This window comes from Ensifer sp. NPDC090286, assembly GCF_044769565.1.
Classification (GTDB): domain Bacteria; phylum Pseudomonadota; class Alphaproteobacteria; order Rhizobiales; family Rhizobiaceae; genus Ensifer.
In genome coordinates this window covers 17,615-36,648 of record NZ_JBIVYF010000013.1, presented here as the reverse complement: position 1 = coordinate 36,648, position 19,034 = coordinate 17,615, and the positions used below count along the sequence as shown (strand labels likewise).

Below are 19,034 nucleotides of genomic sequence, written 5' to 3'. Positions count from 1 at the left end.
GGTCAACAATGGTCGCTCTAAAACACTTCCGGTCCACCGGCCCGTCCTTCGCTGACCTCGTTCCTTACGCCGGCCTGGTCGATAATGGCATTCTCCTGCTGAAAGACGGAAGCCTGATGGCCGGATGGTATTTCGCGGGGCCAGATTCCGAAAGCGCCACTGACCTTGAGCGGAACGAGCTTTCGCGGCAGATCAACGCGATCCTGTCAAGGCTCGGCAGCGGCTGGATGATCCAGGTCGAAGCCATCCGTATTCCGACGGTGGATTACCCATCAGAAGACCGTTGTCATTTCCCTGATCCCATTACACGTGCGATTGATGCAGAACGTAGGGCCCATTTTGCGCGAGAGCAGGGCCACTTCGAGAGCAAGCACGCCGTCATACTCACCTATCGACCCACTGAGCCCAAGAAAGTGGGACTGAGCAAATACATCTACTCGGACGAAGAAAGCCGCAGGAAGACCTACGCCGACACGGTCCTTCTCACTTTCAAGAGCGCCATTCGCGAGATCGAACAGTACCTTGCGAACGCGCTTTCGATCCGACGCATGGAGACGCGGGAGATGGTTGATAGGGGAGGGGAGCGCATCGCGCGCTATGACGAGCTGCTGCAGTTCGTTCGTTTTTGCATCACAGGCGAGAACCACCCGATCCGGCTGCCAGACATCCCGATCTATCTGGACTGGATCGCGACGGCTGAGCTTCAGCATGGGTTGACACCGAAGGTCGAAAACCGGTTCCTCGGCGTCGTGGCTATCGACGGGCTGCCAGCAGAGAGCTGGCCAGGAATTCTCAACAGCCTGGATTTGATGCCGCTCAGCTATCGCTGGTCGTCGCGTTTTATCTTCCTTGATGCGGAAGAGGCGCGTCAGAAGCTCGAGTGGACCCGCAGGAAGTGGCAACAGAAAGTTCGCCCCTTCCTCGATCAATTGTTTCAGACGCAAAGCCGCTCCCTGGATCAGGACGCAATGAGCATGGTGGCCGAGACTGAAGACGCGATTGCCCAGGCGTCATCGCAGTTGGTTGCCTATGGGTACTATACGCCGGTAATCATCCTCTTTGACGATGACCGGGAGGCATTGCAGGAAAAGACCGAGGCGATCCGCCGGTTGGTGCAGGCTGAGGGCTTTGGTGCAAGGGTCGAAACACTCAACGCCACGGATGCCTTCCTCGGCAGTCTTCCAGGCAACTGGTTCTGCAATGTCCGGGAACCGCTGATCAACACCTGTAACCTTGCCGATCTGGTCCCGCTCAATTCAGTCTGGTCGGGAAGCGCGATTGCCCCTTGCCCTTTCTTTCCCGCCAATTCTCCCCCCTTGATGCAGGTGGCGAGTGGCTCGACCCCCTTCAGGTTCAATCTGCACGTCGATGACGTTGGCCATACCCTCATCTTCGGTCCGACCGGTTCGGGGAAGTCGACATTACTGGCGCTCATCGCGGCACAGTTCAGGCGGTACGAGTTCGCGCAGATCTTTGCGTTCGACAAAGGCAATTCTCTCCTTCCGCTCACACTTGCTGCCGGCGGCGATCACTACGAGATCGGCGGGGATCACTACGAGATCGGCGGGGATCAAGAAGAAGAGGGGAGGGCGCTCGCGTTCTGCCCGTTGTTCGAACTCTCTACCGATGGCGACCGCGCCTGGGCAGCTGAGTGGATCGAGATGCTCGTCGCCTTGCAAGGCGTGACGATCACGCCAGACCACCGGAACGCCATCTCCCGACAAGTTGGTTTGATGGCGACCGCCGCCGGCCGATCGCTTTCGGATTTCGTCAGCGGCGTTCAACTTCGCGAGATCAAGGATGCGCTTCACCACTACACGGTCGATGGCGCATTGGGACAATTGCTCGACGCCGAAGAGGACGGTCTAACGCTCCGATCGTTCCAATGCTTCGAAATCGAGCACCTCATGAACCTTGGCGAGCGCCATCTCGTTCCAGTGCTGACCTACCTGTTTCGACGGATCGAGAAGCGGCTCGACGGGTCGCCAAGCCTGATCGTGCTGGACGAGGCCTGGCTGATGCTGGGGCACCCGGTCTTTCGCGATAAGATCCGCGAATGGCTGAAGGTGTTACGCAAAGCGAACTGCGCGGTAGTGCTAGCGACCCAATCCATTTCCGACGCTGAGCGCTCCGGCATTATAGACGTGCTGAAGGAATCTTGCCCGACCAAGATTTGCCTTCCGAACGGCGCCGCGCGCGAGCCCGGCACGCGGGAATTCTACGAGCGGATCGGCTTTAACGAGCGCCAGATCGAGATCGTTTCGACGGCCATTCCCAAGCGCGAATACTACGTCGCCACTCCCGAGGGCCGCCGGCTTTTCGATATGGCATTGGGTCCGGTTGCGCTGAGCTTCGTGGGAGCGTCCGGCAAAGATGACCTCAAGCGCATCCGCGCGCTCAGATCTAGACATGGCCAGGACTGGCCGGTCCGCTGGCTCGAAACACGAGGAGTTCACGATGCCGCATCGCTACTCAAGTTCGCGTAGGTCAATGGCAGGCCTAATTGTGTGCGCTCTCGCATCAACCTCACCACTCTCGGCACGAGCAGGTTCGGCAACGGGTGTCGCCACCGAATGGACCCAACTCGCCAACAATGCCCAACTCGTCGACCTTCTCAAGAGCAATGGTCTGCAGGTTGACAACCAACTCACTCAAATCAGTCAGTTGGCCGAACAGATCCAGAACCAGCTGAAGATCTACGACAACATGCTCCAGAACACGGCGCAGCTGCCAAAGCACATTTGGGGCGAGGTCGAGCGCGACCTGAACAAGCTCCGTAGCATCGTCGACAAGGGGCAGAGTATCGCGTTCTCTATGGGCAACGCAGATGACGTCCTGCAGCAGCGCTTCAAGAGCTACGCGGACTTGAAGACGAACCTGCCGAACGGAGAGAGCTTTTCCTCAAGCTACCAGTCCTGGTCAGATACGAACCGTGACACCATCGCCGGCACTTTAAGAGCAGCAAGCCTCACGGCCGATCAATTCGATACGGAGGAGGGCACCATGAATGAGCTCCGATCGATGTCGCAATCCGCCGACGGGCAGATGAAGGCGCTACAGATCGGACATCAAATCGCCACCCAGCAGGTCAGCCAGATGCAAAAGCTTCGTGGCCTCGTTTCGCAGCAGATGACGCTGATGGGCACCTGGCTCCAGTCTGAGCAGACGAAGATGGATCTGGCACAGGCACGCCGGGAGAGATTTTTCGACGCAGCCGTCAGCGACATCCCAGAAGGTCAGAAGATGGAACCACGCTGGTGAACCGCGCTCTTACAACTGCGTCCCTGGTTGCCGTGGCAATTGCAGCATGTGCAGTGACGACTACCGTCTTCATTTTGCGAAGCTCCTGCGAGCCCGTCGTGTCCGACGAGCAGAGAGCGACGCAAGACAGATTCTTCGGCTCTAGCAACGAACTACCTCCGATCGAAAAGGGCCAGGAGATGAAACCGCGATGGTGATCAATTCACTCTCCCGGACCCTTGTCCTAAGCGCCGCGATTGTCCTTTTCACTGATGCACCGACCTTGGCTCAAACCGGCCAAGTCCTAACGGAGCTCGAAAACCAGGTCGTCGCAGCAGCCAGGGGATGGGAAACAACCATCATAGATGCGGCGCGATCGCTGTTTTGGATCCTTGCAGCGATCGAGATCGCAATCTGTGCAGTCTGGTTGGCTCTTCAGGCGGCTTCGCTTGACGGTTGGTTCGCCGAACTCGTTCGGCGGATCATGTTCGTGGGCTTTTTTGCGTTTGTCCTCGATCAGGGGCCGACCTTCGCCAAAGCCGTCATCGACAGCCTGTTCCAGATTGGCGCGGGCGGTGGATCAGCGTCGCCAGCCGAAGTCTTTGACGCAGGTATACGCGTCGCCTCACAGATGTCGCTGCAAGTAAAATTCGGCGTGTTCGAGGACAATGCTCTTGGCGTCGCCGCGGTTCTCGCCATGGGAGTGGTGGTCATCTGCTTCTCGCTCGTCGCCGCGATTTTCGTTTCCGTCATGATTGAGATGTACATTGGGCTGCTGGCGGGCATGATTATGCTCGGCTTCGGCGGTTCGTCTTTCACCAAGGACTTTGCGGTTCGTTATCTCGTCTACGCGTTCGGCGTTGGCATGAAGCTGATGGCGCTCGTAATGATCGCAAAGATTGGGTCTCAGGTCCTTACGGGCTTGGCAGCTGCTCCAACCGGGTCCTCCGACCGGTTTGTTACGATCCTGGCGATCGCTGGCATCTCTGTGGTCGTCTTTATCATAGCAATGTACGTGCCAAACATTATTCAGGGGGTTGTTCAGGGCGCCTCTGTGACCGGCGGCATGGAGACCATACGGCACGGCAGTCAAACGGCGTCGTTCGCGGCCGGCGCAGCTTCACTGGTCGCCGGCTCCGTTGGCGCCGGCGCTGCTGCGGCCAAATCGGCTAGCGCCGCTGGCTCATCGATCGCCGGCTCAGCGCTTAGTGGGGCTTGGTCAACTCTCACCTCGGGGGCGAAGGCAACCGGTTCTGCCGCCAGGGACAAGTCGATCGGATCGCCTGGAGCCTATGCCGGGTCGTTGCTGGGCCTCGCCAATGCAAAGCTGGATGAGGCGCGCGGCCGTGGAAAGACAAACAAGCCCCTACCTGAACGAAACGAACAATCATAATCCGGAGAGATCCACACATGACCGTGAACCGCGTCCCCGAAAACCCGTACCTTGCCGCGCGGCAGGAATGGTCCGAGCGCTATGGGTCCTACGTGCAGGCCGCTGCCGTCTGGCGGATAGTGGGCATTCTTAGCCTCGGCATGGCCATCATCGGCTTCAGCTATGCCATGTATCTGAGCACTCAGGTCAAGCTGGTGCCCTACATCGTCGAGGTCGACAGGCTCGGCACGCCGATCGCTGCAGGCTTCCCCGAGCAGATCGAATATGCCGACGCGCGCGTTGTGCGCGCGATGCTCGGTAATTTCGTGACCAGCTTTAAGAGCATCTCGCCGGACGCGGTCGTTCAAAAGCAGTATATAGATCGCACCTATGCCCTTGTGCGAACCGCAGATCCATCGACCCAGAAGATCAATTCCTGGTTCCGCGGCAACTCCCCATTCGAGAAAGCCAAAACGTCCACCGTTGCAATCGAGGTGAACAACATCGTCGCGCTATCGAACCAGACGTACCAGATCGACTGGACTGAGTATGAGCGAGACCGGAAAGGCAAAGAAACGGGTATGCGCCGGTTCCGCGGGATCGCAACAGTCGTACTGATCGCGCCGCAGGACGAGGCGATAATCCGTCTCAATCCGATTGGTCTTTATGTCCAGGATTTCGACTGGACCGCACAACTCTGAGGGCGGGGACATTCAAATGCACAAAACAGTTCTGAGCGCGGCCGCCGGCTGCATGGCTGGGTTCGTGTTCGCAATGACGGCAAACGCCCAGAGCATGAGCAAGAACGAAGCCAAGGCGACGAGCATCTCCGGGAAATGGCGAGGTTCTTCAGGTCTCGTCACCAAGGGACCTGATGGGAAAGTCATATTTCTGTTTGGCGAGACCCAGCCATCAGTCGTCTGCTCTCCTTTGCAGGTCTGCGACATCGAATTGCAGGGCGGCGAGATTGTTCGTGACGTCCTCGTGGGCGATACGGTCCGCTGGAAGATCGAACCTGCAACGTCAGGGGCTGCTGGCGGGCAAGCAATTCATTTGATCGTCAAGCCATCTGAAGCTGGCCTCGTGACCTCGATGGTCGTCACGACGTCGCGACGAACCTATCACATCCAACTCAAATCCCATCCGAGCCAGTATATGGCGAGGGTGGGTTTCGAGTACCCGGAAGACACCTCGAACAAACTGGCGGATATCAACTCCCGCCTGGAAACCGTTAGCCTTGCGGGAGGACGACCGGAAGCACTGAGCTTTGCCTATTCGATCAGCGGTAGCGCGCCATGGAAACCGAAGCGGGTCTTTTCCGACGGGGTCAAAACCTACATCCAGTTCCCACGCTCTATCGCAGGTCAGGATGCGCCCGTGCTCTTCGTTGTCAGCGGGGGCCAGAACCGCATCGTCAACTACCGCATGAAGAAGGACATGATGGTCGTCGACTACGCAGTCGAAAAGGCGGTTCTCGTTTCCGGTGTTGGTTGGCGCCGGCAGAAAATTACGATCCGAAGAGGAGGCTGACGATGCGACGTTTGCCGATGGCAATTCTTGCCGCAGCGCTGCTTAACGGTTGCCAGACCGCGGATGAAGCACTTACCACGAGCGCAACTCCGGCTGCGGTTGCCGGAGGCGCCGCCAGTGCAATCGCCGGCGATATGGCAGGCCGGTTTGCCGAACAGATCGGGTCCCCGGCAACCACGACGATCCGGTTCGACAACGACGAAACCGAATACGCGACCGCCCTTGAAGCTGCCTTGAAGGGCTGGGGATATACCGTCGCTCCGCAGAAAAAGACGACCAAAAGTCAAAGCTCCATCGTACTTGCCTATTCGAACGACGCTTTTGAGGGCCAGATTCTCGCGCGCCTGACGACGCCATCGATTTCGATTTCCCGCGCCTATGTGCGCACAGCCGGTGGCGCGATGCCCGCAAGCCCGCTGTCCGTCATGCGCCATAACTGAGGAGAAGAGGATGGTTCAATCCCTCCAGCTTGGCGCTTCCGTCAACGATCATCAGCAGGAAATGCGTCGTCTCAATCGCCTTCCGATCATCATCGCGATCGTGGTCATCGTCCTCTTCTTTGGCATCGTTGTTCTCGGTCTTTCATGGCGAGGGCTCGCATTCAACCGAGACAACGAACTTGGGCGCGCGTCGGGTTCTCCCGCGACGAGTTTCGGCGATCAGCTCAAGCGCGGTGTTTCGGATGGCATCATCGGAGAGCCCGACAAGCAGGAGGTCTTCAAGCCGACGCCTGTAGTCGTCCAAAGCCAAGCTGACCAGGAACCTGCCGCTGATCGTCGTCCGATCGCGCAGACTTCGCAGCGCGACAGCGAAAGTGATTGGAAGGCACGTCTGAATCGAGAGCAAGACGAACAATATCTTCGTGAGGCACAGCGCCAGCGAATGGCGCGCCTGCAGGCACGGGCAACTGCTTATGACTCTCCCTTGAAGGTGAACATCGCAGATATCGAAGGCAGTCCCAGCAATTCGAAAGCCACGGTTGCACCGGCCCGCGACATTGCAAACGGTGCGTCGGACCTCTACGCGGCAGCGCTCAACGCGGGCCTGACAGGCCAAAAAGGCGATCAAAATGGACAGACATCAAAGGAAGACTTCTTCAATCAGGACATCAAGGAGCTTGGTTACCTGCCAAACCAGGTCGTCCCGCCGCTATCGGCATACGAGTTGAAGCGCGGCTCAGTTATCCCTGCCACCCTGATCACGGGCCTGAATTCCGATCTACCGGGCCGGATCACCGCGCAGATCAGTCAGAACGTGTATGACAGCGCAACCGGCCATCGGCTGCTCATTCCACAAGGCGCCAAACTCTTCGGCCGCTACGATTCAAAGATTTCCTTCGGCCAGGAGCGTGTACTCGCCGTCTGGACCGACCTGATTTTTCCGAACGGATCGACGCTCCAGATCGGTGGCATGGCGGGCACCGACGCAGAAGGCTATGGGGGCTTCAGCGACAAAACCGACCGAGATCTCCTAAGGACTTTTGGATCGGCGGCGCTAATCGCGCTCATTGGAACCGGGATCGATATGTCGATGCCGGAGAGTTCGACACGTGCGACACAAGATACGGCCTCGGACGCTGCTCGACGAAACTTCGCTGAAACATTCGGGCGCGTAGCTGAGCAGACCATTTCGAAGAACCTCAATGTCCAGCCAACGATCCGTATCCGGCCCGGCTACAAGTTTAACCTCCTCGTCGACCAGGACATCATCTTCCCATCTGCTTATCGGGAATAGTCCATGGCTCGGCAGTTCCGGCGGGCATTGAAATCCTGCTCACAAGCTGAAGTCCTTGTGGCGCCCAACCAAAACGGCACTCTCTCGCCCCCTCACACGGCCCAATTTACGGTTAGCGCCCTTGAAAGATCTCTCTCGATACATAGGAATACAGAACACGGCGAAGAAGAATCGCCTGGCACTTAGCCACCAAAGGTTGCCGTCGATAAATCCCGTGCGTACTCAAGTTCGTGAATTTAGATGAGTACGGCTGACCGTTTCTAAAAGGAAAACTTGCCGGATCAAGACGATAGGAGAGATAATCGTGACTGACCACCTTCGCTCGTTCATTGACAGGCTGGAAGCCGCCTGCGATGAGCAAATGATAAAGAGTGCGGTCCACCGCTTCGCCCGGTCCCATGGATTCGAGCGGTTCGCTTATCTTCAAACCGACGGCTACCAGGTCAAGACCTTCAATTCCTATCCAGGGCCATGGGAACGCGACTACTTGAAGAGCGGATACTCTACCCTCGACCCTGTCGTCATCGAAGCGCGGCGGATGCGAGAGATGTTTGAGTGGACCGCCGACGACTGGCCGACGCGCGGAAGCTCGTCTCTTCGGCGGTTTCGCGACGAGGCAATCGATCATGGCATTCGTTCCGGTGTCACCATTCGCGCAGAAGGCAGTTATGGATCCGCGATGATGCTGACATTTTCATCGCCGGAAAAGAAGGCAGACATCTCGGGCGCACTCGATTCCAATCAGGCGCTTCAATTGCTGATGGCCGTCCACTACCAGCTGAGGGCTGTGGCGGCGAAAGTGGTAATGAATCCGAAGCGACTACTGTCGCCGCGAGAACTGCTCTGCCTCGTCTGGTCTACGAAGGGGAAAAAGGGCGAGGAAATTGCGATGATTACTGGGATCAAGCCGCGGACCGTGCAGCATTATCTCGATCAAGCACGTCACAAGCTGGGCGCTGATTCAGTCCCTCAGCTCGTTGCCATTGCCAAAGATCGACGCCTCGTCTGAGCCCTGATCGTCGTCGAAAGGGACATCGGGCACAAAGCCGAGTGCGTCAAGTATGACCGATAGCTCTTCCTGTTGGGCCGCGGAGTTCTTTTGACGTGTGAGATACTCCTCCTGAAGGGTGGGGAGCATGGATCTAGAAGTCGACGGGTCGTCGCTCGCTCGTAACCAATCCTCGTAGACGGCCTGATCTGCTGCGAGGAGTGCGCGGTGTTTACGGATCGCTGAAACCGCCAGCGTCTCCAATTCAGTCTTGCTCATCGCATCGTATCGAGGTTTGCGCTGCGTTTCATTCTCAGAGGATCCGGCCTCTTCCATCCCTCAAAATCCCCAACTCTCTTCCAGCGTGTTATCTCGCCCGTCTGCCATGCTCGGCTCCGTGCCAGAGACGATTACTCTTCCAGATCGTAACAACGGGATGATCGTCAGAGGCGTATTATCACACGCCACGTCGAATCGGAACTATAGTTCCTGGAACGATAGTTCCGATTGAGGTTCCGCTTATGCGATGGATCTCAAGGAGGTCATGGCGGTGAACTTGCGTCGAATACGCCATGGCATGAAACTGACGCAGGAAGAACTCGCCCACCGCACCGGCGTGAGCGTCCGGCATATCGGGAAGATCGAACGGGCCACTGTTTCTGCCAGCGTCACCGTACTTGGACAGCTTTCCGAGGGATTGGGCGTTGACCCGTGCGAGCTCCTTGCAAGGCCGCATTGATCCGACCGGTGCTTGCAACCCGATTGTGGTGATAGACCTCTACCAGAACCACTTCCTGAACCACCTTTCAAGCTGAGTTATACCTTCTTCGCAAAAGGGTATAACTCGCCGGACAGCCGGACGCCGCCATGGGTCTCTATGGCGGCGTCCGGCTCTCGTTAAATGAACAACAGGAAGATAAACGGTAGCGCATCGAGGGCAGCTTCACCGGTGGCCGCAGCCGTGGTGTCAGCCGCAATCTCCGTCACGACCCCTGTCGTCGTCGCAGTACTTTCGGCGACCTCGCCGCCGGTCGACGCTGAAATGCTCGCTTCCAGCCCGGTTGCGTCCCCTTCGGTCGACGAGACAAGGGACGACGAGTTCGACACGGCCGCGTCATTGACGCCGTTCTGCGATGCCGCTGCAACCGTCGGCAGTTCCTGCTGGCTGCCGGAATTGGCGCCGAGTTCCGTCTCGCCGATCGCGTCGCTCGTCGACTGACTGCTCGCCAGTTGCGGCTCGCTGCTTGAGCTCGACCCATCGCCGGTGTCGACGTTGCCGTTGCCGTCACCGTCTCCGGATTGCTGGCCGGAACCATCGTTTCCATCCTCGTCGTCGCCGCCTTGCGAGGATGAGCTGCTTGAAGAGGACTCGTCGCTGCCATCCTCGCTGTCGCTGTCATCACTATCCACGTGAATGTTGCCGCCTGGATTGCCAGGATTTGGCGGGAGCTGGTCCATTGGGATGCCATCCTGGCCGAGGTCGTCGTTCGGCAGACCGCCGTCTTGACCATCATCATTCGGGCCGCCCTGGTTTCCACCGTCGTTGCCGCCGTTGTTCTGCTGGCCGGCCACCCGGGCGCGGTAGTATTTCAGGCAGGCAGAAGCGCCGGCGCTGGCGGCAAAGATGCCGCCGACCGTCGTCGTCGCGCCGACGCCTGCGGCCGAAAGCTTGTTCTTCTGAAGAGCGCCGTCGATGGTCTGGGAGATGCCTGCGGCCGTTCCGAAAGTGCCGCCGCCAAGACCGATGATGCAGGCCGGCAACCCGTGTCCGCTCGGGTCAAAGCCCCAGGTGGGATTGTTCAGCATGAAGGCATAGCGGTTTGCACTGTCGTGCCGGTAGATGCTGGCCGAATAGAGGGTATCCGGTCTCGTAAACCGCGCAAGCGTCGGCTGATAATATCGCTGGCTGAAATAGTAGAGACCGGTGTCGGCGTCATAGGGTTGCCCCATGAACCCGTAGTCCGGTGATCCCGCCGCGCGCCCGAGTGGAAGACCGTAGGCATTGTAGAGGAACCAGTCGGTCGCAGCGCCCATATTGTCGGTTGTCAGTGTGAGGCTGTGGCGGGCATCTGTGTGAAGGTAGTTCTCGCTTTGCGCACTGCCGCTTGCCCTGTGGCTGTAGGCCGGGCCGAGAGCGCCATGCAACACCAGTTCGGACACCGTCGCGCCATCCGTCGTCACCTGCCGGAATTGCGGCGAGAGATAGAGATAGTCGTTGCCCTCAAGGTCTTTGCGCCAGACGCGGTTGCCGGCGTGATCGTAAGCAAATTGGGCAGCCTCGCCGTTGCCGCCGGATGCAAAGCTCTGCAGGCGGTTTCGACCGTCGTAGGCCGCCGAGAAGGATAGGCTCGGCGCCGATGTCGACACCAGATTTCCCATTTTGTCGTAGCGGGGTGCGAGCATCTGGCCTGCGATGGTGCTCGACGCATCGAGCAGATAGCCGCTGCTTGAAAGGGAGAGGTCGGCGGACGATTTCAGGTTGCCCGCAGCGTCGTACTGATAGGTCTCGCCGTTCGGCATCCGGCTGTCGGCGACCGCTGTCAGGCGGGCGTTTTCGAAACTCGATGTCCTCGTATAGGTCGACCACTTTGCCGACGACCCGGTGACGCTCAAGGGATAACCGTAAGGGTCCAGCTGGTAGGTTTCGCTAAGCAGGCTCTGGTTTCCGGCGGTAACGTCGAGTTTCGAGGTGCCGAAGTCCGGTGTGTATTCGAGCGTGGTCGTCACGCCGTTTGCATAGTGGATGGTCTGGGGCTGCCCCATCGCGGTAAAGTCGGAGAGGGTTATCTTCGGCACGCCTCCGATCGATTGGCTCACCAGGCGATCCAGGCTGTAGGCCAGGCCTACGACGGTACCATCAGGCATGGTGATCGCCGTGGGTCGCCTTTGCGGGTCGAACCGGGCTGAAAGCGAGACGGTCTGTGCGGGATTTCCGGCTTGCAGCGTGCTGTTGGCGGTCGAACCGTAGGCATCATAGGAAAACGCGCGCTGGACATCAACCGCCTGGCCGGTGACGGTTGCGGAGGCAAGCCGGCCAAGGCCGTTCGATCCGCCGTCATAGCTCAACTGGACGGCGATGCCGCCGGGATAGGTGATCCCGGTCTTGCGCCCAGCGTCGTCATAGGCATAGGCGATCGTGCCGTTGCCCTGGGTCCTCTTTGCCAGAAAGCCGTTGGCGCCATATTCGAACGTTGAGGCCCCCAGCGCCGGTAGCGCCTTCGCCGAGACGCGGCCGAGGCTGTCATAGGTGTACGTCGCGGCCGTCGAACCTGCATCCGCCGGCGGCTCGACCGCAATGACGCGACCCGAGACGTCGCGTTGATAGCCCGTCTTGACGCTCTCCAAGCCGGGCGAGCGCAGATCCTGGAACGCTTGTGTCACGGCCCTGGCCCTGTTGGCGAAGTAGGAGCGGTCTTCGACAAGGGTTGCGCCATAGGCGGTGTCGCTTGCCATGTTGTGGGTGACCGTCACGCCGTCGCCCGTCATTTCGTAGTTGGTTTTGGACGTAATCGCCTGGATCTCGTCACCGTTCAGCCACGGGAATGTTGTCTCGGTCGTCCGGTCGAGCGGATCATAGGCGGTCGTTTCAAACAGCACGTCGTCGCCGCCAATATAGGGTAGGGCGCTCTTGAGCGTTTTGTTGGTGGCACTGAAGGTCAAATCTTCCATGACCCGATCGGTTGCACCACCGTCACTCGATTGCGTCAGCATCTGGTAGCGGCGTTCAAGTCCGTCATAAAGATAGGTCACAGTCTGCTTGGAAGGCGTGCTGCCTTCCTGCGGCCACTGGGTCAGGTTCGTCTGCGTCACCGCCGGCACGCCATTTAACCAGCCATGGGAGAAGGTCGAAAGCGTTGCAAGCTTTGCCGGCGGCACGCCTGCAGGTGCGGTCACCGATGCCGTCAGGCAGGCCGGCATCAAGGCGCTGCTGTCGGCGCCTTCTGGAGCCGGGCCCTGAATGAGTTGCCGCCGCCCGAAGCTGTCGTAGCACGTGGTGAACTGGTTGCCGTTGGCGTCAATCTTCAATGTCTGCTTGCCGAAACGGGCATCGTATCCGTATTGCGACACCAGGACCGTCGCGTTCGTGCCGGTCGGCTGCGATCTCTTTTGAATGTAGGTATTGAAGGCCGGGTCGATGACATTGGTCGTGGCCGCAAGGCCGGGTCTGGCGACGGTAAGCCGATTTCCGAAGGCGTCATAGGTGTAGGCCGTTTCAAGATAGGCCTGTCGCGCCTGGTCCCAGCCGCCACGGGCCGAAACGTTCATTGCATCGTCGTAGGTCCACCGGGTCAACGAGATATCCTGATCCGGCTGGAAGGACTGGATACCGGCAAGCGACGGGTTCTTCGTCGTCTTGGCATATTGCTTGAAGCCGAGGCGCCAGCTCGCCGCGTCGTTCTGATAGGCTGCGTTCATGTAAAGGTTGTCGGACGCATCAAGGTCGTTGCCCGTCCTGTCGACGAGGTTGAGCTTGGCCGACTGCGTGCGATTTCCGTAGCTGTCGTGTTCGAACGTCTGGCCGAGCGAATGCTTGTATTGACCGCCCTGGTACTTGTCCGATCGCGTCGACGACGGACGCACGAGCGTCGCCTTGTAACCGTTCTCCTTCGACACGTCCGTGGTTGTTGATTTGTAGGCAAAGGTATCGAGGGAGAGCGTGTCTCCTTCGGAGCAAAGCCCTGCTTGTGCGGTGGCGCAGGAGATGGTGCGCGATTGCGGCCTGCCGATGAGCGGGAAGGTTTGATTGTACGCCACGCTCGTCGTGCGGCCGATCGAGACATTGGTATGGGAGCTGACCGCAAAGCCTAACCAACCGCGACCGGTGTTGCTGACCTGGCCGTCTCTGTAGGAGTGGGTGATCGGGTAGCTGTAGGGGCTGGCGCCTGCGGCCGGATTGTTGCTGTCTGTGGTCTTTGCAACCACATAATACCTGCCCGTGAGGTTCGAGCTTGCCCGATATTGCGGCAATGCTTCGTTCTGGATGAGTGGCGGATAGCGTTGATAGGTCGCAAGCGCGCCTGCGCCCGCGCTTTCCGAGTAGACGGCGGGATCCGAGATCGGCTTATAGGCGATCGCAACGACCCCAAGCGACGAGCGCTCTATGCCGGTCATGAGATCCGGGAAGTCTCCCCCGGTCAGCCCGACCTCGACCGCTTCCTGAGTGAAGGCGACGACATCCAGAAGTCCGTCGCCATTGATGTCGACGACCTGCCGGTTGGTCTGGTCCGCAGCGCCCCCTTCGTTGAGGCCTAGCCCGTTCAGCGAGCCCTGGTTCCAGGATCCCGCAATGAAGGCTGACCCGGTCGAAAGGGCGATCGATGTTCCGCCACCGTTGAAACCGACGATGTCGCCCCGGCCGTCGCCGTTCACATCGGTCATCATCCGCGGCGTCTTGCTCGACCAGTCGGGCGCGCCGAACGACGACGACCAGGTCGCAGGCGGTTCAAAGCCTGCGCCGTTCGAAAGCCCCACCGAGACCTCTGTGCTGAAGCCGATGAGATCCGCAAGGCCGTCGCCGTTGACATCCGACATCATGCGCGGGTTGTCAGCGCTCCAGGCGCTGTTGTCGGCGAAATTGGCGTAGTTCTGGTTCCAGCCGGCCTGCGTGAAGCTTGTTCCAGTCGAAAGGGCGACGTTGACCGAGCGCGTCTGTTGGTTCATCGCGATGACGTCGCTCTTGCCGTCGCCGTTCACATCGGCCATCAGCAGGTCGTCGCCCTGCCATCCCTGCCTGATGCCGATATCGGCGAACCAAGTTTGCGGGCTTACAAAGCTGCCGTTCCCGTCGGCCAGCGCGACCTGAACGCCGTCGTCGAACCCGACAATATCGGCGGCGCCATCGCCGTTCACATCGGCAAGATAGCGCGGTGCGTCCACACTCCAGCCGGCATTGGGTGCGAAGTAGGGAAACGTGGCTGAAACTTTGACAAAGGCTGAACTGGCCGCATCCGCCAGAGCCATTTCGACGCCGGTATCGGAAAACCCGACAATGTCGGCAAGCCCGTCACCATTGATATCGGTCAGGTAGCGCGGTTCGTCGCCGGACCAGTCGTATTCCGGCGAGAAAGCGTCGAGCCATGTGGTCGGTTGAGCAAAGCCTGCCGGTTTGGCAAGCGCCACCTGTACGCCGTTCTTGAAGCCGACGATGTCCACGAGCCCGTCGCCGTTCACGTCTGCGAGCGTCACCGGGTTATTAGTCGGGTCCCAGCCGTTTGCTGGCGTGAAGGCGCCCTGTAGCCAGGTCTGGCTGCCGGCAAAGGCGTTGGCGCCGGTTTGGTAGGTGAAGCGAGATGGGGAAAGGCCTTTTGCGCTTTCGTCCTCGCTGTCAAAGAGCTGGACGGTTGTAAGACGCGAGGCGCCGGTCGAGGGTGACGCCTCGTAGCTTAGGCGATAGCTGCCGACAATGTCGCTGCCAAGGTAGGTGCTTACCGCACTCAGGCGCAGCGTCGTCTCAGCTACCGCGCCGCCCATGTAATTGCCGATCGGATCGGGACGCGCTTCGTAGCGCAATCTTACGAAGCGGTTGGCTGCCGTCGCAGGCTCTGTGCCCACATTGCCGCCATAGGCGATCTCGACCGGATAGGCCTGGGTGCCTGGCTGGCCGGTCCCGGTCGGGTCAGTGCTGTAGGTAAAGACGACCTGATTGCCGTTCCTGTCGGTCTGCGACGACAACAGCCACTCGCGAACGGTTTCCTGGCCGGCGGCAACGAGAACGCGGCTGTCGGCGGTTCCGCCGAAGACCAGCGTTTCGCCGTTTGGCTGCTGAACCACGAAGGATTGGGGCCCGGTGCCGCTGGCACCCTTTGCCGTGACCTGGTCAAAATTGTCCAGTTCTGCGCGATAGACACTGCCATCACTCCCATAGGCCCCGCTCATGACCAGCAGCCGCTTGCCGTTGAAAGCGAAGCGGTCCTCAATGCCATAAGTGATGTCTCCGTCCACGCCGTCGATCGCGATAATCTTGCGCACGCGGCTTATCTTGGAAAAGCCGCTCAGGTTCCACCCAACACCGACAAGGCCGTTCTGGCTGGTGCTGTTGTAACCGAAGGAGAGCACCGGCTCGTAGCCCTGGACGCCTGGCGGGATCTGGACCTTGATCGTGTAGATCGCGCCGCCCGAGGACGTCACGCTGAACCGGCCCTTGTCGGACCCTGCCTCGTCGTCGGCTGCCGCAAGTGCCGTGCGCACGGTGACGTTCGACGGGCCCGATAGGACAAGCGTTGCTGCGAGGATCAATCTGCAGAACTTAGCAAAACGCGTCATGACTTTCCCCTTTGGAAAAACAGGCGTCAAGGTTTCAGGGTTTCATTGATGTGGATGCGGGCCTTCGGCCGGCGCCGGCCGACAAGTCCCGCTGTTCCGGGCCGTCCGGGGTCGCCAGGCCTGGCAATGATATTTTCCGCCATCGCCGTTCCGGCAGGGCCGCCTTGTCCTTCCACTCCGCCTTCTCCCCCACGTCCGCCCAGGCTGTCGGCAGATCTGGCTTCGATGAGATGGGCCTGAGCCGGTGGACAGGAAATGAAAACGTTCGAGGAGATCCCGCCGTTTCCGCCGTTTCCACCTCGTCCGCCATCGCCACCGTTTCCTCCGGCGCCCGCATGTCCAACGTGGCTATCGTTAAGGCTCGCGCCGTCGCGCCCGGCATGTCCACCGCGGCCGCCGTTTCCGCCGTTCCCGCCCCGGCCGCCCGAGCCGCCTTGCCCGGCCTGACAAAAGATCGAGAGGCGATGGCTGGCCTCTGCAAACGAGCGGATCGTGATTTCCGCCGTCTTCAACATGCCGCCGGTGCGGCCGCGGCGCCCATCCTGTCCGTTTGAGCCGTGCCCGCCGTCGCTGCCGTGGCATTCGTCGACTGGAACGGGATCGGCTGCGGCAGGCCCGAATACCGAAGCGCGTACATTCAGCGACCTGCCGTCGCATCCGGGTTGTCCGTCGCTGCCGTTACTGCCGGACGGACCATCGAGCGGGCCGCTAAGGAGACTATCGACGGGATGGGGCGTTGGCAGAATGCCGATATGGTATTCTTGGGTCCCGGCCTCGCCTGCAAGAACGTTGAGGCGTTGAACCACCATAGAAAATACGTTTCCCCGGACGACGAGCCGTGCGCTCGCGGCAAGTGTCAGGCTTTCGACGTTGAGGACGGTATAGAGCTCCTCGCGGGTGCCGACATCCCAGTCGTCCGCAGTCGCGCTGACGTCGAACACGGCTCCTTCGGAAAGTTCGATGCTTCGGGCTGACACGACCTTCAGCCGAGCCGGGAAATGTTCGCGCATTCGCTCGACGTCGTGGGGGTCAAGTGCCCGTCCGGCAAAGATGTAAGCCTCGCCGCGGTCATGCACGCCCTGCCAAAGGCGCGTCCGACCGCCGAAGTCGCCGAAACTTCGAAGGCGTCTTCGGCGGGCCTTTTCGCCGGCGTGCGACATCCACTGTCTCAGGGCGTGGATGTCGCAAACGCGAAGCCAGGCTGTTTCGATCTGTCCGGCTTCCAGTCCCAGGAGATCGTGGCCGGCAGCGGCCGCGATCGCCTGGAACTCCGTCAAGGGCACCCGCTCGGCGCCCGCTGTAGAAAGGTTGCCGGAATACATCGCTTCAGCCCGTGGTCGTGATGGAAATCGTGCCGGGATTGCCGGTGTAGGTGCCGGTCGTGCCGACCGTACCGTTGGCGCCCGGAGAGCCGGCCGTGCCGGCGGTCCCTGCGGATCGATGCTTGCCGCTGCCCGAGCCGCCGGCGCCACCGGTTCCACCGGTTCCACCGTTGCCGGCCGCCCCTCCGGTGCCTGCGGGCGCCACCAGCCCCCCATTCTGGAGCATCGACGAGGCGATGCCACTCGCAAGCATCACATTGATCGGATGCCCATCAACGCCGTTGCCTCCCGGGCCACCATTGCCGCCATTGCCGCCCGCACCGCCGTTGCCGCCATTGGCGCTTTGCGTTCCCTCGCAACCCGATTGGCATCCGTCGCCGCCGATGCCGCCTGTACCGCCTGCACCGCCGCTACCGCCAGCACCGCCTTGGCCGCCTGCGCCCGATTGCGTGAGAAGGTAGATCGGATTTTGAGACATCGCATTGAAGGTGAAGTTTGCCGTGAGGTTCGGCGTGCCGTCCGCCCCGCGCTGGCCGTCCGTGCCAGCCGCGCCATTGGAGCCTGCGGTCCCCGCCGTCGGGTCCTTCGCTCCTGTGCAGACGCCCGGTGAAGGCGTTCCCGAGCTGCTGCCGTTTTGACCGCTCTGCGCCTGGGGCTGGTTTGTCCCGGCAGTACCGGCGGCTCCCGGCGCGCCGAAGATGCCAATCGTGTAGTTTGCGCCGCTGCTCCCGCCGCTTGCGTTGTTGACGACGGCCTGAGCGACGAAGGTGACGCTGGTTGCGTAGGCGTTGATGTAGCCGCCCTGGTTGATCGTCAACGTGCCGACATTGATCGAAACGGGCGTGCTTTCGTTGCCCAGGGTCCATTCTGAAGAGATCGTCTTGTCGAGCGCGGACAGCAGCCTCACTGTCGTCGGAAAGACATGTTTGAGCGCGAGCGCGTCGTCATGGGAAAGCGGTCTGTCGGCATGGACGGCCGCCTCTGCCCGCAGATAGAGAGCTTCCATGCTGCCGTTCGCTTCATCCATGAGCTTTGGATGGTCTTTTTCGTATTGCCGCGCCCGCGCCTGGCGCATCTCCGGGCTTGAGCCGTCATGAAGGAGGTCTCGAAGCTCCTCGATGGAGTGGACTTGGCGCGTGGTCTGGATTTCGTCTCCCGCCTTCAGAGCCTCGAGACTGTGTCCGAACTTCAATGCACGTTCATTGAAAGACAGCATGGCTTTCTCCTTTTGAGCCAGGTTGGGGGCCGAACTGGTCGGTGGATGATTAGGCTTTACGTTTTGACGGCAACGGTTCTTGTGCGGCGCCGAGGGCGACAAGCCCCGGTGCAATGTCGCGACACGACCCGCCGCGCGGCAAAGCCGTCGGCTGAATTCGGTAAAATGCGGAAAAGCGATGAAACTTTGAGTAGAGTAGTGCCGGATCGTACGCGGCATCTACCCTCAGATTGCAGGGCTTTTGCGTCGCAATTCTGGGATGGTTTATTGAAGACTAATGCAATCCTGAATTGGAACGATCACGCCGTCTTCGTCGAAAACCGTACCGTGTGCTCGGTGCATACAAGCCCAGAGGCGCGTGATCGACAT

General features: G+C 60.1%; 14 protein-coding genes. 10 read left to right on the top strand and 4 right to left on the bottom strand.

The features are described 5' to 3' along the window. The first annotated feature begins 8 nt into the window (after positions 1-8). The 9 genes from ACIQUG_RS34110 (at position 9) to ACIQUG_RS34070 (ending at position 8,885) form a co-directional block, all read left to right on the top strand. Positions 9-2,486: a conjugal transfer protein TrbE gene (locus tag ACIQUG_RS34110; protein ID WP_402326816.1), complete on the top strand. Its 2,478-nt coding sequence runs from the start codon at positions 9-11 to the stop codon at positions 2,484-2,486. Then, positions 2,458-3,261, top strand: a complete 804-nt coding sequence (gene trbJ, locus ACIQUG_RS34105; protein ID WP_043617623.1) for a P-type conjugative transfer protein TrbJ — start codon at positions 2,458-2,460, stop codon at positions 3,259-3,261. Before ACIQUG_RS34110 ends, trbJ begins: the two co-directional genes overlap by 29 nt. Continuing rightward, a complete protein-coding gene (gene trbK / locus ACIQUG_RS34100; protein ID WP_082006032.1) occupies positions 3,258-3,458 on the top strand; it encodes an entry exclusion protein TrbK in 201 nt (66 codons plus the stop codon). The genes trbJ and trbK overlap by 4 nt, the downstream gene beginning before the upstream one ends. Then, complete coding sequence (trbL, locus tag ACIQUG_RS34095) at positions 3,452-4,633, top strand: P-type conjugative transfer protein TrbL (RefSeq protein WP_402326813.1); 1,182 nt, start codon at positions 3,452-3,454, stop codon at positions 4,631-4,633. Before trbK ends, trbL begins: the two co-directional genes overlap by 7 nt. A 17-nt stretch (positions 4,634-4,650) precedes the next feature. Continuing rightward, positions 4,651-5,313: a conjugal transfer protein TrbF gene (locus ACIQUG_RS34090; protein ID WP_402326812.1), complete on the top strand. Its 663-nt coding sequence runs from the start codon at positions 4,651-4,653 to the stop codon at positions 5,311-5,313. 16 nt (positions 5,314-5,329) lie between these two features. Continuing rightward, the gene (gene trbG / locus ACIQUG_RS34085) at positions 5,330-6,142 is read left to right on the top strand and encodes a P-type conjugative transfer protein TrbG (RefSeq protein ID WP_402326810.1); all 813 of its coding nucleotides are present in this window, start codon (positions 5,330-5,332) and stop codon (positions 6,140-6,142) included. A 2-nt stretch (positions 6,143-6,144) separates the two neighbouring features. Continuing rightward, the gene (trbH, locus tag ACIQUG_RS34080) at positions 6,145-6,582 is read left to right on the top strand and encodes a conjugal transfer protein TrbH (RefSeq protein ID WP_402326809.1); all 438 of its coding nucleotides are present in this window, start codon (positions 6,145-6,147) and stop codon (positions 6,580-6,582) included. A 10-nt stretch (positions 6,583-6,592) separates the two neighbouring features. Continuing rightward, positions 6,593-7,876, top strand: coding sequence for an IncP-type conjugal transfer protein TrbI (gene trbI / locus ACIQUG_RS34075; RefSeq protein WP_402326808.1), 1,284 nt, complete (start codon positions 6,593-6,595; stop codon positions 7,874-7,876). A gap of 304 nt (positions 7,877-8,180) precedes the next feature. Next, positions 8,181-8,885 carry an autoinducer binding domain-containing protein gene (locus tag ACIQUG_RS34070; protein WP_402326807.1) on the top strand — a complete coding sequence of 235 codons (705 nt, stop codon included), beginning with the start codon at positions 8,181-8,183 and terminating at the stop codon, positions 8,883-8,885. Here the strand turns inward: ACIQUG_RS34070 and ACIQUG_RS34065 are convergent. After that, complete coding sequence (locus ACIQUG_RS34065) at positions 8,838-9,200, bottom strand: transcriptional repressor TraM (protein WP_402326805.1); 363 nt, start codon at positions 9,198-9,200, stop codon at positions 8,838-8,840. The genes ACIQUG_RS34070 and ACIQUG_RS34065 overlap by 48 nt on opposite strands. A 190-nt stretch (positions 9,201-9,390) precedes the next feature. Here ACIQUG_RS34065 and ACIQUG_RS34060 point away from each other — a divergent pair, with 190 nt between their 5' ends. Continuing rightward, positions 9,391-9,603, top strand: coding sequence for a helix-turn-helix domain-containing protein (locus ACIQUG_RS34060; protein WP_402326804.1), 213 nt, complete (start codon positions 9,391-9,393; stop codon positions 9,601-9,603). A gap of 158 nt (positions 9,604-9,761) precedes the next feature. Here the strand turns inward: ACIQUG_RS34060 and ACIQUG_RS34055 are convergent, their stop codons facing one another. The 3 genes from ACIQUG_RS34055 to ACIQUG_RS34045 all read right to left on the bottom strand — a co-directional run bounded on the left by ACIQUG_RS34055 (position 9,762) and on the right by ACIQUG_RS34045 (position 18,884). After that, positions 9,762-16,127 (bottom strand): FG-GAP-like repeat-containing protein, encoded by a 6,366-nt coding sequence (locus tag ACIQUG_RS34055; protein WP_402326802.1) that lies wholly within the window; start codon positions 16,125-16,127, stop codon positions 9,762-9,764. A gap of 26 nt (positions 16,128-16,153) precedes the next feature. Then, complete coding sequence (locus tag ACIQUG_RS34050; protein WP_402326801.1) at positions 16,154-17,287, bottom strand: hypothetical protein; 1,134 nt, start codon at positions 17,285-17,287, stop codon at positions 16,154-16,156. Positions 17,288-17,453: 166 nt separating this feature from the next. Next, positions 17,454-18,884, bottom strand: a complete 1,431-nt coding sequence (locus ACIQUG_RS34045; protein ID WP_402326800.1) for a hypothetical protein — start codon at positions 18,882-18,884, stop codon at positions 17,454-17,456. Positions 18,885-19,034 lie beyond the last annotated feature (150 nt).

Bases quoted from the DNA above. Each gene is read 5' to 3' on its own strand.
- ACIQUG_RS34110 (WP_402326816.1), top strand. From the start codon at position 9: ATGGTCGCTCTAAAACACTTCCGGTCCACCGGCCCGTCCTTCGCTGAC.
- trbJ (WP_043617623.1), top strand. From the start codon at position 2,458: ATGCCGCATCGCTACTCAAGTTCGCGTAGGTCAATGGCAGGCCTAATT.
- trbL (WP_402326813.1), top strand. From the start codon at position 3,452: ATGGTGATCAATTCACTCTCCCGGACCCTTGTCCTAAGCGCCGCGATT.
- ACIQUG_RS34090 (WP_402326812.1), top strand. From the start codon at position 4,651: ATGACCGTGAACCGCGTCCCCGAAAACCCGTACCTTGCCGCGCGGCAG.
- trbG (WP_402326810.1), top strand. From the start codon at position 5,330: ATGCACAAAACAGTTCTGAGCGCGGCCGCCGGCTGCATGGCTGGGTTC.
- trbH (WP_402326809.1), top strand. From the start codon at position 6,145: ATGCGACGTTTGCCGATGGCAATTCTTGCCGCAGCGCTGCTTAACGGT.
- trbI (WP_402326808.1), top strand. From the start codon at position 6,593: ATGGTTCAATCCCTCCAGCTTGGCGCTTCCGTCAACGATCATCAGCAG.
- ACIQUG_RS34065 (WP_402326805.1), bottom strand. From the start codon at position 9,200: ATGGAAGAGGCCGGATCCTCTGAGAATGAAACGCAGCGCAAACCTCGA.
- ACIQUG_RS34060 (WP_402326804.1), top strand. From the start codon at position 9,391: ATGGATCTCAAGGAGGTCATGGCGGTGAACTTGCGTCGAATACGCCAT.
- ACIQUG_RS34055 (WP_402326802.1), bottom strand. From the start codon at position 16,127: ATGACGCGTTTTGCTAAGTTCTGCAGATTGATCCTCGCAGCAACGCTT.
- ACIQUG_RS34050 (WP_402326801.1), bottom strand. From the start codon at position 17,287: ATGTCGCACGCCGGCGAAAAGGCCCGCCGAAGACGCCTTCGAAGTTTC.
- ACIQUG_RS34045 (WP_402326800.1), bottom strand. From the start codon at position 18,884: ATGCCGCGTACGATCCGGCACTACTCTACTCAAAGTTTCATCGCTTTT.